General features: G+C 61.1%; 12 protein-coding genes. 8 read left to right on the top strand and 4 right to left on the bottom strand.

The genetic code is table 11. The features are described from left to right. The 3 genes from dnaA (at nucleotide 1) to gyrB (ending at nucleotide 5,648) form a co-directional block, all read left to right on the top strand. A complete protein-coding gene (gene dnaA, locus JY500_RS00005) occupies nucleotides 1-1,425 on the top strand; it encodes a chromosomal replication initiator protein DnaA (protein WP_172202124.1) in 1,425 nt (474 codons plus the stop codon). A 513-nt stretch (nucleotides 1,426-1,938) separates the two neighbouring features. Then, nucleotides 1,939-3,042, top strand: a complete 1,104-nt coding sequence (gene dnaN, locus JY500_RS00010) for a DNA polymerase III subunit beta (RefSeq protein ID WP_172202121.1) — start codon at nucleotides 1,939-1,941, stop codon at nucleotides 3,040-3,042. A gap of 125 nt (nucleotides 3,043-3,167) precedes the next feature. Continuing rightward, complete coding sequence (gene gyrB, locus JY500_RS00015; RefSeq protein WP_172202119.1) at nucleotides 3,168-5,648, top strand: DNA topoisomerase (ATP-hydrolyzing) subunit B; 2,481 nt, start codon at nucleotides 3,168-3,170, stop codon at nucleotides 5,646-5,648. 133 nt (nucleotides 5,649-5,781) lie between these two features. Here gyrB and JY500_RS00020 read toward each other — a convergent pair whose 3' ends face one another. Continuing rightward, a complete protein-coding gene (locus JY500_RS00020) occupies nucleotides 5,782-6,351 on the bottom strand; it encodes a response regulator (RefSeq protein WP_172202117.1) in 570 nt (189 codons plus the stop codon). A gap of 304 nt (nucleotides 6,352-6,655) precedes the next feature. On the opposite strand from JY500_RS00020, the gene JY500_RS00025 reads away from it, so the two are divergent. From JY500_RS00025 to JY500_RS00040, 4 genes are all read left to right on the top strand, one after another. Continuing rightward, on the top strand, nucleotides 6,656-9,622 hold the full coding sequence (locus JY500_RS00025; protein ID WP_206254623.1) for a type VI secretion system Vgr family protein: 2,967 nt from the start codon (nucleotides 6,656-6,658) through the stop codon (nucleotides 9,620-9,622). A gap of 29 nt (nucleotides 9,623-9,651) precedes the next feature. Further along, on the top strand, nucleotides 9,652-11,613 hold the full coding sequence (locus JY500_RS00030; RefSeq protein ID WP_206254624.1) for a hypothetical protein: 1,962 nt from the start codon (nucleotides 9,652-9,654) through the stop codon (nucleotides 11,611-11,613). Beyond that, entirely contained in the window at nucleotides 11,610-12,254 is a 645-nt protein-coding gene (locus JY500_RS00035) for a hypothetical protein (protein ID WP_206254625.1), read from the top strand. Before JY500_RS00030 ends, JY500_RS00035 begins: the two co-directional genes overlap by 4 nt. A gap of 193 nt (nucleotides 12,255-12,447) precedes the next feature. Continuing rightward, a complete protein-coding gene (locus tag JY500_RS00040) occupies nucleotides 12,448-13,023 on the top strand; it encodes a hypothetical protein (RefSeq protein WP_206254626.1) in 576 nt (191 codons plus the stop codon). 158 nt (nucleotides 13,024-13,181) lie between these two features. Here JY500_RS00040 and JY500_RS00045 read toward each other — a convergent pair whose 3' ends face one another. Further along, nucleotides 13,182-13,544, bottom strand: a complete 363-nt coding sequence (locus tag JY500_RS00045; RefSeq protein WP_206254627.1) for a hypothetical protein — start codon at nucleotides 13,542-13,544, stop codon at nucleotides 13,182-13,184. On the opposite strand from JY500_RS00045, the gene JY500_RS00050 reads away from it, so the two are divergent. Beyond that, nucleotides 13,516-14,652 carry a DUF748 domain-containing protein gene (locus tag JY500_RS00050; protein ID WP_206254628.1) on the top strand — a complete coding sequence of 379 codons (1,137 nt, stop codon included), beginning with the start codon at nucleotides 13,516-13,518 and terminating at the stop codon, nucleotides 14,650-14,652. The two genes, JY500_RS00045 and JY500_RS00050, sit on opposite strands and share 29 nt — an antisense overlap. On the opposite strand, the gene ydiK is transcribed toward JY500_RS00050, so the two are convergent. Both ydiK and JY500_RS00060 read right to left on the bottom strand, forming a co-directional pair. Then, nucleotides 14,649-15,743 carry an AI-2E family transporter YdiK gene (gene ydiK, locus JY500_RS00055; RefSeq protein ID WP_206254629.1) on the bottom strand — a complete coding sequence of 365 codons (1,095 nt, stop codon included), beginning with the start codon at nucleotides 15,741-15,743 and terminating at the stop codon, nucleotides 14,649-14,651. The genes JY500_RS00050 and ydiK overlap by 4 nt on opposite strands. A gap of 89 nt (nucleotides 15,744-15,832) precedes the next feature. Continuing rightward, nucleotides 15,833-16,324 carry a nucleoside 2-deoxyribosyltransferase gene (locus JY500_RS00060; protein WP_206254630.1) on the bottom strand — a complete coding sequence of 164 codons (492 nt, stop codon included), beginning with the start codon at nucleotides 16,322-16,324 and terminating at the stop codon, nucleotides 15,833-15,835. Between the last annotated feature and the right edge of the window lie 157 nt (nucleotides 16,325-16,481).

Below are 16,481 nucleotides of genomic sequence, written 5' to 3' on the forward strand. Positions count from 1 at the left end.
GTGAGTCACGAATTCTGGTCCACCTGCCTGTCCCGCCTCGAAGCTGAACTGCCTCAACAACAGTTCAACACCTGGATCCGGGCCCTGTCCGCTTCTCCGGCTGCCAACCCCCGCAGCCTGGAGTTGCTCGCCCCTAACCGCTTCGTTCTGCAGTGGGTGCGCGAGCGCTACCTGCGGCGCATCGAAGAGATCGGCAACGAGTTGTACGGCGAACCGGTACAGGTCAGCCTTGCGATTGGCGGTGCCGCCAAGCCCGCTGCGCCGCGCGCCGTGGCCGCAAGTAAGCCCGCAGCCACTTCGCCCGTGCACACGGCCGACGCGCCCCGCGCACCCGCAGTTCAGAAGTCGCAGGACGAGGCCCGTGCGGCGCAGCCCGCTGAAGCACGCAAGACCGATGCCTATGAGCGCACGCGACTGAACCCCGATTTCACGTTCGACAACCTGGTGACCGGCCGCGCCAACGACCTCGCACGCGCCGCAGCCATGCAAGTGGCGCAGAACCCCGGCACCAGCTACAACCCCTTGTTCGTTTACGGCGGCGTAGGCCTCGGTAAGACCCACTTGATCCACGCCCTCGGCAACGCGGTCTGGAAGCACAACCCGAAAGCGGTGATCCGCTATGTGCACGCCGAGGACTACTACGCCGACGTCGTGCGCGCCTACCAGCAGAAGAGCTTCGACCAGTTCAAGAAGTACTACCGCTCGCTGGACCTGCTGTTGATCGACGATATCCAGTTCTTCAAGAACAAGGATCGAACGCAGGAAGAGTTCTTCCACGCCTTCAACGCGCTGGTCGAGGCACGCAAGCAGATCGTGATCACCAGCGACACCTATCCGAAGGATGTCGAGGGGCTGGCTGACCGGCTCATCTCTCGCTTCGACTGGGGTTTGACGGTACAGATCGAGCCGCCGGAACTCGAAATGCGCGTCGCGATCCTGAAAAAGAAAGCGGAAGCCGAACGCACGCTGCTTGGGGACGACGTCGCCTTCCTGATCGCCAAAAACCTGCGCTCGAACGTCCGTGAACTCGAAGGCGCGCTGAAGAAGGTGCTGGCCTTTGCCCGCTTCCATGGCCGCGATATCAGCCTTGAGCTCGCCAAGGAAGCCTTGCGCGACCTGTTGGCCGCACACAACCGCCAGATCACCTTCGAGCTGATCCAGAAGACCGTCGCCGACTACTACAAGATCAAGGTCGCCGACATGCATTCGAAGAAACGCACCCGCGCCATCGCCCGCCCGCGCCAGGTTGCGATGTTCCTCGCCAAGGAACTCACACCCTCCTCGCTGCCGTCCATCGGCGAGGCCTTCGGTGGCCGCGACCACACCACGGTGTTGCACGCATGCCGGACGATTGCTGAGCTTCGACTCGCTGATCAACAGCTCAACCACGATCTGCATGTGTTGACGCAGACCTTGCGTGGTTGACGCCGAAAACTGTGGATTCAGGGTGGATAGAGCAAGGGGGCGTTTGGGGACAAGCTTGAAGATATCGAGATGGCTGGAAACCGTCCCCACTTGTTCATCGGATAGTACCGTCGTTCCAAACAGGGTTTCAGACCGTTCAAGCGATTGTTTTTATTGTGTAATTTTCACTTATGCACAGAAACAGGTCTTGGTTTACTAATAGTAGTTATATGTTTACAAGATCTTGTTAACAACTGACTGTGAAGCGAATGCGTGTTCTGCGTCGATTGTTTGACCATCGGCTGACCAAAATCGAAACCGCATCAGTGTGAATATTCAGTGGGAAGACCGTGGCAAGATTTGGGGATAAGCGCATCAATTCGGTCGATGAGCAAAACACTCCCCAGTTGTTCATCAAACGCTACGCAGTTTATGAACAGGGTTTTAAGTGCATTAAGCGATTGTATCTATTGGATATTCTGTGTTTATCCACAGAAACCGGGTGCAGTTAACTAATAATAGAGGTTTACTTAAATGCTTCTGTTAACAGCTTCTCGTGAAGCCTTGTTGGGCCCCCTGCAGTCGGTTTCAGGGATCGTCGAAAAACGGCACACGCTGCCGATCCTGTCGAACGTGCTGATCGAAAAGCACGGTGACGACGTCACGCTGCTTGCTACTGACATCGAGATCCAGATCCGCACCTCCGGCCTTGCCAGCGGCGGTACCGACGCCAGCTTCACGGTCGGCGCGCGCAAGTTCCAGGACATCCTCCGCGCCCTGTCTGATGGCACCGAGGTCAACCTCAAGCTCGAGGCAAACCGCCTGTCCCTGCACGCCGGCAAGAGCCGCTTTGCGCTGCAGACGCTGCCTGCGTCCGACTACCCCCGTATGCAGTTCAACGATGCCGAGGCGGTCAGCTTCACGGTGTCGCAGAAGGCCTTCAAACGCCAGCTCGCCCAGGTCGCCTACTCGATGGCGGCACAGGACATCCGCTACTACCTCAATGGCCTTTTGGTTGTTGCTCAGGGCAACGAACTGCGCATGGTGGCCACCGACGGTCACCGCCTTGCATTCGCTTCGGCCGAAATCGACGCGGATTTGCCGAAAACCGAAGTCATCCTGCCCCGCAAGACGGTGCTTGAGCTCGCTCGCCAGCTGGCGGATAGCGATGAACCCCTCGAAATCGCCCTCGCCGGCAATCAGGCACGCTTCCGCTTTGGCCCGATCGAGCTGATCACAAAGCTCATCGACGGCAAGTTCCCGGACTACGAGCGCGTGATTCCGCAAAACCATCCGAAGCTGCTGATTCTTGGCCGGACGATGTTGCTGGCGTCGCTGCACCGCGCCGCAATTCTCACCAACGAGAAGTTCCGGGGCGTTCGTGTGGTACTGTCCTCTGGTAGCCTCAAGATCATCAGCTCGAACGCCGAGCAGGAAGAGGCTCAGGAAGAGATCGAAGTCGACTACGCCGGCGACTCGGTCGACATTGGTTTCAATGTCACCTACCTGCTCGATGTGCTGACGAACTCAGCCACCGACGAGATCGAGCTGCGGCTCAACGATGGCAACTCCAGCGCGCTGATCACCCTGCCGGGCGACGAGCGCTTCAAGTACGTCGTGATGCCGATGCGGATCTAAGCCGACAGTCATTCCCAGCGTTAGGCCACGGAATTGCAGGCGGGCGCGAACGGCTCATTCAGCCGTTCGCGCCTGGTCGTATGATCCGCGGCGATGAATTTCAGTTTTTGAAGCAAGGTCACCCGATGTCCGAACAGAACCAGCAACCCGCCTACGACGAAGACAGCATCCAGCAGCTTGAAGGGCTGGAGGCCGTGCGCAAGCGCCCTGGCATGTACATCGGTGACACCTCTGACGGCACCGGTCTGCACCACATGGTGTTCGAAGTCGTCGATAACGCGATCGACGAAGCGCTGGCGGGCCACTGCGACGACATCGTCGTCACGATCCACACCGACAACTCGATCTCGGTCACCGACAACGGTCGTGGCATTCCGGTCGGCATCAAATTCGACGACAAGCACGAACCCAAGCGCTCGGCGGCTGAGATCGTCATGTGCGTGCTGCACGCAGGCGGCAAGTTCAACCAGAACAGCTACAAGGTCTCAGGCGGTCTGCACGGCGTTGGTGTGTCGTGTGTGAATGCGCTCTCGAAATGGCTGCGGCTGACGATTCGTCGCGACGGCAAGAAGCACTTCCTCGAGTTCAACCGCGGCCACGCCGTGGACCGCCTGCTCGAAGTGCAGAACGGGGTCGAAGTCTCGCCGCTTCGCGTCATCGGTGACACCGAGAAACGCGGCACCGAAGTGCACTTCCTTGCCGATGAAGAGATCTTCGGCACCGTCGAATTCCATTACGAGATTCTCGCGAAGCGTCTGCGCGAGCTCTCCTTCCTGAACAACGGCGTGCGCATTCGCCTGATCGATCAGCGCACCAACCGCGAGGAAGACTTTGCCTTCTCCGGCGGCGTGCGTGGCTTCGTCGAGTACATCAACCGTGCGAAGACGGTGTTGCACCCCAACGTCTTTTACGCGGCCGGTGCCACTCAGGTGCCGGTCAGCGGTGGCGGCGGCACAGTGGAACTCACCGTCGAAGTCGCGATGCAGTGGAATGACAGCTACCAGGAACAGGTGCTGTGCTTCACGAACAATATTCCGCAGTCCGACGGCGGTACCCACCTCACCGGCCTGCGCATGGCGATGACCCGCGTCATCAACAAGTACATCGAAGAAAACGAGATCGCGAAGAAGGCCAAGGTCGAGATCACCGGCGATGACATGCGCGAAGGCCTTGCCTGTGTGCTGTCGGTGAAGATGCCCGATCCGAAGTTTGCTTCGCAGACCAAGATGAAGCTGGTCTCGAGCGAAGCCCGCCCGGCGGTGGAAGAAGTCGTCGCCGCCAAGCTGTCCGAATACCTGCTCGAACGCCCGATCGATGCCAAGACCATCTGCGGCAAGATCGTTGAGGCCTCGCGCGCCCGTGAAGCCGCCCGCAAGGCGCGTGAAATGACGCGCCGCAAAGGCGTGCTCGATGGCGTCGGCCTGCCCGGCAAACTCGCCGACTGCCAGGAGAAGGATCCCGCGCTGTGCGAGATCTACATCGTCGAGGGTGACTCCGCAGGTGGCTCAGCCAAGCAAGGCCGCGATCGCAAGTTCCAGGCGATCCTGCCGCTACGCGGCAAGGTGCTCAACGTCGAACGCGCGCGCTTCGACAAGCTCATCTCCTCCGAACAGATCGCCACGCTGATCACCGCGCTCGGGACCGGTATCGGCAAGGACGACTTCAAGCCAGAGAAGCTGCGTTACCACCGCATCATCATCATGACCGACGCGGACGTCGACGGCGCCCACATCCGCACCCTGCTGCTGACGCTGTTCTATCGCCAGATGCCCGAGCTCGTCGAGCGCGGTCACATCTACATCGCGCAGCCGCCGCTCTACAAGATCAAGCACGGCAAGAACGAGCGCTACATCAAGGACGATGCCGAACTCGATGCCCACCTGCTGCGGATGGGCCTCGACACCGCGCAACTCATTCCCTCATCGGGAGCAGCGCCAATCGAAGGCGAAACGCTCGGCGAACTCGCCCGCAACTACTTGCTCGCCGAAGCGGTGATCAACCGGGTCTCCGGCTTCATCGACCCCGCTGCGCTGCACGCCATGCTGGCCGGCGATATCAACGTTTCGCTCACCGACGAGGCCGCTGCAACCGATTCCGCAGCGCGACTGCAAGCCTCGATGCCCAAGGGTGTTAATGTCCGGCCCCACTTCGATCAGGAAAGCGAAGCGTGGGAACTGGCGGTGGAGCGCATGCACCACGGCAACGTACGCCGCGGCATCATCGACGCTGAATTCCTTGTCTCCGGTGACTACGCGCAGATCCGGCGCGCCGCCGAAATGATCAATGGCCTGATCGGCGAAGGCGCGGAAATGCGCCGCGGCGAAAAAGCGGCACCGGTTACATCCTTCGCCGACGCCATTCGCTGGATGTTCAACGAAGTCGAACGTAACCTCAGCAAGCAGCGCTACAAAGGCCTCGGCGAAATGAACCCCGACCAGCTGTGGGAAACCACCATGGACCCAGCCGTTCGTCGCCTGCTGAAAGTTCAGATCGACGACGCCATCGCCGCCGACGAAATCTTCACCACGCTCATGGGCGACCAGGTAGAGCCGCGTCGAGAATTCATCGAAAGCAATGCGCTCTACGCGCGCAACATCGATGTCTGATATGAAAAGCGTTTGTCTCTGAACAAGTTCTGAGATACGAATGAACATAAGGCCCATAAAGGGCCTTTTGTTCTTTTTGGAATCGCATTCCCGCCGGTTCGCCGCTCACCAGCGGCAATCTCTGCCGTATCGGCTAGACGCTGCCTGTGCTCGCCACTTCTGGCTGCGAAGCGGTAACCAGCCGGCGCGGCACCATATCTGCATCAAGAAGTCGTTCGATTCGAGCGAACACTTCAAGCCGTGAAAAAGGCTTCTTCATGAAATCGTCGGCGCCGATTCGGGTGCCGAAGAACTGTTCGGTGGCTTGTTCGTTGCCGCTGATCATGATCACCGGAATATCCTTCGTCAGCGGATCACGCCGTAGCGTGCGCAGCGCTGCGAAGCCGTTCATGCCCGGAAGGACGATGTCGAGAAAAATGATGTCCGGCGTCAGGTCGCGGGCTATCTCGATTCCTTCTTCGGCGGTCAGCGCTTCAAGGGTGACGTAGCCGGCGGAATTGAGCATCTTCCGAAGCGCGGCGACGATGGTCGGCGAGTCGTCAACGATCAGTGCGCTCGTACCGGGCCGCGCATTCTGGCGATCACGGACGCGTCGCTCCGGGGGCTGGCCAAGACTGGTCCCAACCGCGTCAGCGTGGTTTGCCGGCGCTTGGGGGGTCGGCGATTTGGCAAGTATCGATTTGAGCTGATCGAAAAGTCCCACGATTACCTCTGCTGAGTGCGCCCAGGCGCGGAGCTTGGTTCAAATCCGGTTGGCGAACAAATCATACCGTCGGCATTCCCGCGCGTGACTGGCTCACGTCAAAAGCGTGAGCGGCCGTGCGTCGGGCGTCACAGTGCGGCTCAATTGCCTATCGGTCCCAAGGGCGAAACAGCTTCAACACCAGACGGAGGCGGATTCGATCGCCCAAAGGCGCCGGCAACCTGTCGCATTTCACGGTCCTTGATATGCCATAGCGATATGCTGTCGGCCTAACCAAAATGTCGTGCCTCGACGGACCGTTCCGATGCCTGGTTTCTCAATCCCTGGTCTGCTTTCGCGCAGCTTTTCCGACGCCCACCGCTTGCTGCGTCTTACCACCCCGCTGGGCAACGATGCACTGCTGGTGGAAATCGCGCGAATCCGCGAGTCGGTGGGGGAAGGTGGCTTTGAACTCGACTTGATGCTCTTGAGCGAGGATGCGCAGATCGCGCACAAATCGCTGATCGGGCAACCGGTGTGTTTGACGCTGCTAACCGATGGCCTCGTGAGTCGAGATCGCCCCTTTCACGGCTATGTGACCGGATTTGGTCTGCAAGGCGCTGATGGGGGGCTTGCGCGCTACCGCATGCGGGTGCAGCCGTGGCTCGCCTTCCTTGGCCACAACCGCGATAGCTGGGCTTTCCAGGATCAGAACGTCGTTGCGATCTGCGATGAGCTCTTCGCTGGCTGGCAAGGGCAAGGCAAGCTGGTCCCGCAGTGGCGCTGGGAGCTGTCTGAGCCTGACGCGTTGCTACCGCGCAGCCTCTGTGTGCAGCATGGTGAGAGTGATCTGGCCTTCGTCGAACGCTTGCTTGCCGAGGAAGGCCTGTTCTACTGGTTCGAGCACGCCGCCGACTCCCACACCCTGGTCATCGCCGATCACAACGGCGCTTTCAAGCAAGTGCCGCCGATGCGCTTTCACCGCGCCGATGCCACCGAAGTGGCCGACACCGTGCAAAGCCTGCAGCGAAGCTCGCGCGTGATGCCCGACACCGTGCGCATCGTGACCTGGGATTACCGTGCCCATCAGCGTGTCACCGTGGAAGCGCGTGGACAGCAGTGCGGCCCAATCTCGCTCGTGCGCAGCGATTCGCCCGGCCTCTACGCCTTCCCGAGTGTGGAAGACGGTGAGCGCTACGCCCAGCGTCAGCTGCAAGCCTGGCAGTGCCGAATTCACACATACCCGATCCGCAGCACCGTGCGCCGGTTCGCACCGGGTACTCGTACCGTGATTACCGACGGCCCGTTTGGCCTGCCGACCGGTGTGCCGATTGCTGTGCTCAGCGTCGAGCACGAAGCGCGCAACAACCTCGCCGCCGATGTACTGGCACAGATCCGCGAAGTCCTGGGGCCGGCACCTTCAATGGCCCTGCTCGATTCATTGGTTGATGTAACCAACAGCGCGCAAGCAGTGCGCAATGACGCAGACGCCCCACTCTACTGCAACCGCGCGCACAGCATTCCCGCCGACGCACCCTACCGCCCGCTGACTTGGGATCAGCACGGCGCACGCATCCATGCCAAACCTACCGTGCGTGGCACTCAGACGGCGTTGGTCGTCGGCGTTTCGGGTACGCCGCTCACTGCGGATCGCGATGGCCGCATCAAGATCCAGTTGCCGTGGCTACGCGGCGGCAATGCCCAAAGCCGCCTCGCTCATCCAAGCGGGGACGACAACGCCCGCGCGAACGAAACCGTCGGTACCTGGGTCCGCGTGGCGACTGCGCTAGCTGGCGACAACTGGGGTGCCCATTTCACCCCGCGCCTAGGCCAGGAAGTGCTGGTGGACTTCTCTGAGGGTGACATCGACCGCCCGATCGTGATCGGGCTCGCCTACAACGGCCGCGGGCAAGACGACGCGCAAGGCAATCAGGTCAGCAGTGGAAGCGCCAACGCCACGGGCAACGCACCCGCGTGGTTCCCCGGCACAGCCGGTGCACATGCGCACAAGCCGGTGTTTGCCGGCATCAAGACCCAGGCACTCGCGAGCAGCCAGGCTGGCAGCGGCGAACACAACGCGCTGGTGTTCGACGCCACGCCGGGCCAAGACGGTCTTCGCCTTTCTACCACCCAGCACGATAGTCGCCTGCAGCTGGGTCACCTGCGGGCACAGACCGACAACGCCCGCGAAGCCGCCCGTGGCCACGGGGCGGAACTGGCCACCGGCGCCGCTGGCGCCGTGCGTGCCGCACAGGGTCTGCAACTCTCCGCCGGCGAATCCGGGCATCGTGGCGTGCCGCACGTCGACGCGAGTGGCGCCACCTCGGTGCTCGAAAGCAGCAGCGACCTTGCGACCGCGCTCGCCAAGGCTGCGAACACCTCACGCGCCAAACTGCCGAAAGATCCGTCCGAGCCGAGGCAACTGCCACCGCTCGAAGGCACAACAACGCAATCCAAGGAACTGGCCGAGACGACCAGCATCAACCAAAGCCCCGCCGGGATCGGAGGCGGCACCGGTACCGTCAGCGCTTGGGCTGCGCCGCACCTTTCGCTATTCGGTGAAGCGGGCATCGCACTCACCACCCCGGCACACAGCACCACCGTGGCCAACGACCTCTCCGTCACCGGTGGCCAGACTTTTGAGGCCGCCGCGCAAGGCGCGATTCGCTGGGCGAGCGGTGCCGGCCTCGTGCTCTACACCGTGGGCAAGAAGCCCGAAGGCGCACGCCCGATCACCGACACCGGAATAAAGCTGCACGCCGCCGCCGGCAAAGTCACTGCGCACGCCCACGACAACACCGCCACCGTCGCGGCGCAGAAGCAAGTCACGATCGCCAGCACCCACGCCAGCATCCAGATCAGCGCCAAGAGCCACGTCCAGCTCACCGCCGCCGGCGCTGCGATCCAGATCGAAGGCGGCAACATCACACTGACCGCGCCGGGGAGTGTGAAGCTCAAGGCAAGCCAGAAGAATCTGACGGGGGGGACGAGCGCGGCAGTAGTGACGCCCAATTTCCCTGTGAGCACCCCTGAGTTTCCCGCGCTGCAAGAACACAGCCGTTTCAGCCAGAAACTCAACGTCGCGGGCCTTCTAGGGCTGGACCCTGAGACGAACGCACTGCATGGAAACATGAGCTATGAGGTTTTCGACCAAAGCGGGCAAAAACTTGCGGCCGGGCAGATCAATCCCGATGGCAACACGGACCGGGTATTCACCAGCAAATCCGAAAAACTCAAAGTGGTCGTCAAGACCGGTGAGTGGATTCTGCTGCAAGACATCGAGCACCTTTGATTCGCCCGTTGCCCACTGGATATTCCCTCATGAACACCTATGAAGAGTTGACTGACATTGAGGCTGCCACCCCGCATGAACCTGCGCCCGAAGAGTCTGCACTTCAGACTTCCGCTGTAGATGAAACCGCGCCTGCGGAAGGATCAGCGACTGCCCAACCGCCAGAGCTGTCGATCTGCATGCGTGCACTCGACGGCGAGCCAATCGTCAAACTCGGCGTGAATGTTTGCTGGGACGGTGGCGAGCTTACCGCCTTCACAAATGCCGAAGGCTTGTTGCCCCCTGTCAAAGCGCCCCCGGGGGCCATGCTAACACTGGCGGTGCAGCGTTTCGACAAGACATACAAGGAGATCGGCGCAACGGTGATGCCCGCCTCAAATGGCTTGCTGACCGCGATCAGCCCGAGTCTCGTACTTGAAACCAAGACTGAACTCCATGAGGGCACGCCGGGCACGGCCGAGGCGGCGATTCCGAAATCCGAGGCAAGCGATGCCGGCGACCTCATGCCTCCGCCCCCGGTCACCGCCACGGGTGCGGCGCCGGAACACGCACCATCTGCCCCGCCCGCAAGGAATGCAGACAAAGCCGCGACGCCGCAGGCGACAGGCAAGGCCGCCCCAGCGCAGTCGACCAAGCCTGTGCCAGTTCAAGCCGCACCAAAACAAGCCACAGCGGTGCCGACTGCCGCGCACAGCGCGACTTCAGCCCCACGAAAGATTTCGGGCGCTGACGATGCCAAGCAAGCACTGCAGACTGGACGCAACGAACGGGGCCACCCGATCGCGTTTCACACGCAGAAGTTAATTGACTGGTGGGGCAGTTGGCGCCTACCGACGCTCAACTTGTGGGGTGAGTCAGCGGTGCAAGGCACCGCGCCGCAAACCTCTGTAGCGGTCACCGCCGAGATGGTTCAACAGGTCCAGGCCCTTTTGGCGTTTGCGAAGGAGCAGACCGAGTACAGATACACGGAGGGCACCGCCGGCGTACTCACATCAATGGCCAATCGTAGCTTCAAGCATAAGAGCGACGAGAAAAAGGCTTGGATATCGATAGGCCTTTGCTACACCTATGTCAAAGTGGCGCTGACGCGAAGCAAGATCGTCGATGGCATTCTGGCTGAAAAGCCGTTGGCGAAACAGGGCACGGCCGAGCATCTTGCGATGCAAGACAGTGCCAGCAAGGCCGGCCCGGCGCTGCTGGCGAAGGGCTTTCGCGATGTAACGTCTTTAGTGCCTGACGCCCGATGGGCCGCCGCCGGAGATGTCATCGTCTACGAATGGACTCCCGAGACTTGGGCGAGGAGAAAAAAGCAAAAGAAAAAGGACGATTGGCCAAATCATGGCCATATTGACATTCGTGACTACGAGTTCTACGTGAGCGACTATCTGACGCTCCCACCCGAGAAACCCGCACACCCGACCTGGACTGACTACACCAACATCCGCATCTATCGCAAGGTGTTCGATCCGCTGCCGACCCAGCGCATTCGAGCATTCCTGCGCTGCTTGCGCGAATTTGAATGTCAGGCAGAGCGCGACGACAGCAAGCGCTACCAGATGCTCAACTGCGCAGTGCCGGGTACGTCGGAGCGGCGCTTTGGCAGCTACAAAACCCACCCATGGGAAGGGCTTCCACCGCCACCGAAATCCAAGGGCTCCACGGCGGCCGGCGCTTACCAGGTCCTTGCTAGTACATGGAAAGAGAAGATTGACCAAGGTTTGATCCCGAGCAACGGCGATACCTTCAGCCCGGCCATCCAGGACCGTATTGCAGTCATCAAGATCGAAGACCGCAACGCGCTCCACCTGATTCGCTCGGGGAAAATTCGGGAAGCCATTGAAGACACGACATTGCCAAAAGAATGGACCAGCCTTCCTGGTGGCGCAGAGAATGAGCGTCGAAAGACACCAGACGGCAAATCCATGAACATGGCTTACCTGTTGAACTTGTTTGACCGATATCTGGCGGAAGAGAGAAAGAAATGCGATTGAGCAGAATTGTAAATTCGCTGCTTGTTGGAATAGGACTTAGTACTTTGAGTGCTCAAGCAGCACAATCCTTGACGCCAGAGCAACTGGAGGTGCGAGACTTCATTAAGAAACTCTATTCCTATGACCCAGCAACTTTCGAGGGCGGCGAGTTTGACGTGAAAACGCGGAAGCCATATCTACTGAACAAGGCGCCAGACAATCCTGCGCTATCAAAGTACTTGCCTAAGGAAAACTGCGAACTTATCGAAGAGTTTTTCGACCGTTCGATAATTCGGCGAACGCAGAAGAAGACTTTTGTCGCGTGCAGCGCACCCAATCTATTCCCACATCTTGGCTCGGAGGAAATCTCCCCAGCCACCCGATACGAGGACATCGCCCGCCCTTTGATTGAAACGCCGACGGTGATTGGCAATACAGCCAAGGTGGTTGTTTACGTGCGGGGCTTCAAGAGCAAGGAGCCTGGGCAAGCCCTGTACGACCGGAACATTTTCTATTTGTCAAAGACCGATATTGGGTGGCGAATTACCAACGTCCTTACGATCCTCGGCAAGGGCTCTTTTCAGACGCGACCCTGCGGCTACGAATCGGCGACGAAACTCACCCCCGAGCAGTTGAAGGACGCACCCAGCGAGTGTGAATGAACCCGGTGCGGGCGCAAGCAACGGCTGCGCGGCAACCCGCTCACCGCCGATTAGGGCGGCCGCATCAGATTCAGCTCTCGTGGCGGCGCGGCGGCAACGCACAAAACCACATCGCCCACCCGAACGGGGACGACAACGCGCGTGCGAACGAGACCGATGGCACGCGGCTGCGTGTGGTAACCAGCGCTGGCTGGTGACAACGGGCAAACACCGCTCTGCTTATCACGCGAAGGTGAGCGGCTGTATCAAAATCATAAATAGGGTACTTACCGTACTTGCCGCGCTAACGATCGCGTTCGCCTTACCGGCTTCCGCTTCCGCCACCGAATGTGGCGCGGCGAAGTGTGCCCCGTCTTTTGATGATTACCCTGTGGTCGAACACAGCCAGCCATTTCCGTCGATCAGCCTCATCCTGCAAACCAGACTCGCCAAGCAGTACCGTACGGTCATCACTCAGCCGTCCCGCGAGGGCGCTGACCTCGCCGGCCACTACCGTGTTGCTACTTGGGGATGCGGCACCGATTGCCACGGCTTTGCGATCATCAACAAACGTAATGGCAAGGTTTATACGATGCCGGGCGTTGACTACGTCGCCGGCGTCATGGGGAACGCTGAAGACCGCTTGGCCTATCGGCTCAACAGCAGTCTTTTCGTGATCACTGGACGCAAGAACGACGAGGACGAGGGAAAGTTCTACTACCTTTGGAATGGACGCCTACTCAAACTGATCCTGAAGACCGAGATCGCGAAAGAATCATTCGACGAATAAGCGCAGCACATATGTACGCGCGAGTCTTGCTCTTCGGGCCCAGAGCTCGGCCATATTCCGAACTGATTGCCTATCGAGCAGCGAGAGACCACAGCGTCAGTCCTGCAGGGTGGGCCGTTTCGAACCACCCTGACTGAGAGTTGTGGAGCAGCGGCAGGTTAGGCCGGATACCACCAAGGCGCGCATTTCACGCCGAGTATGAGGCGGAAACGCTGATGGATTTCTCCGACGGCGACATCGACCGACCAATCGTGATAGGGATCGCCCACAAAAGCTGTGTGCCAGACAACGCGTAAGGCAACGAAGCCAGCGGCGGAAGCGTCAACGCAAACGGCAAAATCGCCCTTACCGCGCTGCTCGAAGCTAAAGGCAAAACGGAAGAACCTCACCGGGCCGGCCAGTGGTCCGGTGCGTTCGATTCGACCCAGCGCAGCGTTGCTCGCCAATTTCCTACAATTGCGCCCATCGTCTTGATCGATTTCCTCGATTCCAATGCTCCGTTCTCGCACCGCCCGTTTCATTTTTGCCGCGTTGCTCGCGCTTTTGTTGCTGGTTCCGGCTGCTTACTACTTTGCTGTTCAGCGCTTGAAGGTGGCGGTTGAGCAGGGCTTGGGGGCGAGGGCGCAGGTCGGGGATGTGGTGGTGCGGTGGAACGCGCTGGAACTGCACGACGTGGTGGTGCGGGCGGCGGATGAGTGGCCTGTGCAGGACGAGCTGCGGGCGCGGGTGGTGCGTGTGGTGCCGGCGCTGATGAGTCTTCTGCGCGGCGACATCGAGGTACGTGAGCTCCGTCTCGAAGGTGCCTATCTGTCGATGCTGCGCGCGCGGAACGGGCGTCTGCGGGTGTTGCCGGCGGTGCTGGAGCCGGCTGCCGCACCGCAGGGCCGGCAGGATGACGCATCGGGACCGCAAAGTGATGCGGCCGTCGAGGCGTCTTCCGATGAGGCGCCAGCCCGCGTCATCCGGTTCGATTCGATTGTGCTGGTCGATGGCGCGCTGGACTACTGCGATGCCACGGTGGCACGCAAGCCGCATTGCATTGCGCTGCGTGCGCTCGACGGGCGTTTGTCTGATCTGCGGATTCCGACCCTGGATGCGGCGAGCACGCTGACACTGGCCGGCACCGTTGCCGGCCCGACCCGCGACGGTCATCTGGCGCTCGAAGGTTCGCTGACCATGGCGACGCGTGACATGGATCTGAAGCTGGACCTGACGGGCGTCGACTTGCGCAGCGTGGAGCCATATCTGGTGAAAGCGGCCGATGCGGGAGTGAAGCGCGGCGTGCTTGATCTTTCCATGCACGCCAAGGTGCTGAAGCGGCGCCTCGATGCGCCCGGCCGCCTGACCCTGAGTGAACTTGAGCTGGTTGAGCACGGCCACAGCGCGCTGGGCCTACCGCGCGCGCTGGTGGTATCGGCGTTGAAGGACCGATCGGGGCGAATTCAGGTCGACTTCACGTTGAAGGGCAACCTCGATGATCCGAAGTTCTCGCTCAACGAGGTGATGGCTTCGCGCTTTGCGGCCGCGGTGGCCGAAGGGTTGGGTGTCAGCATCGGCGGCCTTGCGGAAGGGGTTGGCAAGGCCGCTGGTGGGATTGGCGAGAGCCTGAGAAAGCTCTTCGGCGATTAAGCCTGCTTGCCGTCGTTGGCAGGCGTGGCGTTGTCTTCAGGCGGCCAGGCGTCGCCGATCCAGGCATCCAGAAGCGTGTAGGTGACGGCAAGCACCACCGGGCCGATGAAGAGGCCGATCATGCCGAAACCAAGCAGGCCGCCGATCACGCCCGAGAAGATCAGCAGCAGCGGCAGATCCGCGCCCTTCTTGATCAGCCAGGGCCGCAGGAAGTTGTCGAGCGAGCCGACGATCAGAGTCCACACCAAGAGCACGCTACCCATCGTGTTGTCGCCGCTCCAGAACAGCCAGCCGACCGCAGGCAGCAGCACAAGCACAGGGCCGAGCTGGGCGAGGCAGAACATGAACATGATCGCCGACAGCACCGCCGCGAACGGAACGCCGGTAATCAGCAGCCCGAGCCCACCGAGCGTCGATTGCACCAGGGCCGTGACCACGATGCCCAACGCGACGCCGCGGATTGCCTGACCGGCCAGAATCACCACGCGATCGCCCTGCACGCCGGAGAGCCGTCGCGCGAAACCACGCACGCCGCGCGCCGCGGTTTCACCGGTGCTGTACAGAATCCCCGCCACGGCTACGGTCAGCAGGAACTGAATCACCACCATGCCGAGGCCGCCCGCCTGCGACGCCAGCCACTTCAGCGCATCGCCGGCATAGGGTTTGATGTTCGCGAGCAGTGGCGCCACGCCGTTGACGGCGACCCCATGCCAGAAGCTCGCGATCTTGTCGCCCACCATCGGCAGGCCCGAGACCCAGCTAGGCGGCTCGGGCACCGTGGCTTCCTGCAACTTCGGAACGAGTTCGGCCACCTTGTCGGCGTTCGATACGACGGTTGTGATCGCAATCGTGAGCGGTACGAACAACACCAGCAGCAATGCGCCCACCATCACCGCCGTCGCGAGGCCCCGCTTGCCCCACAACCGTCTCTGCAGCGCCGTCATCAGCGGCCAGGTGGCCACCACGATCATCGTTGCCCAGATCAGGGCACCCAGGAAGGGTCTCAGTACCCAAAGCGAGGTGACGATCAGCAGCGCAATCGTCATCACGGCGAGCAAAGTTCGCGTTACTTCCGGTCTGGAGGCATGCATGGCGGGCGCTCGTACGAAGTAGGGAGACCCGATTCTGGCCCCAGTGTGTGACGCCGCCAAGCGATACGATGAATCCCGATTGATGCGGGTCAGCCGCCGGCTGGCTGGCGAGGCAAGGCGCCAAGCGCGACCGATAGATCCCCCACGACGATCCGGGCCGGCACCGCGAGCATCAGATTGAGCGGCAGGCCGAACTGCTCTACGCGCAAGCCGCTGCCATCGAGCAGGCCGCCGTGATCTTGCGTCAATGGCCCGCAATGGCGCGTGATCCGATCTGCCAGTGGTTCGTTCGTAGGCAGGTAGCCAATCACAGGTTTGCCCAGCGCGATGGCGTACCCGACTTCGAACGCCGTCCCGGAATCGGGTTCGGCACCCCGGAATTCCGCTAGATTGGCGAGCACCGCATCGGCGGCGCGGATCATCGCGATGTTGGCGGCGTAGATGCCGGCGGCGTCCTGCGCATCACTGTCGAGCGGCACCAGCGCGTCATGGCCGAAGAGCTGGCACAGCGCACGGGCGGCTGCAGCCCATTCGTGCGCATCGGTTCGGAATACATCGGGGCCGGCAAGGTAGAGCTTCATGGGGCAGGGTGGATGAGAATCGGACGCCACTGTAGCGCATGCCGCGCTTCGGTCGTCCGTATCGCCTCAAGTTGGCTTGGCGCCTTGCCGTTAACGCTGGTCTGGCCTTCAGGCCAGGTGCTTCAACGCTTCGCCCCGAGAACGCCCGTGAAGAAGG

Source organism: Niveibacterium microcysteis (genome assembly GCF_017161445.1).
Classification (GTDB): Bacteria; Pseudomonadota; Gammaproteobacteria; order Burkholderiales; family Rhodocyclaceae; genus Niveibacterium; species Niveibacterium microcysteis.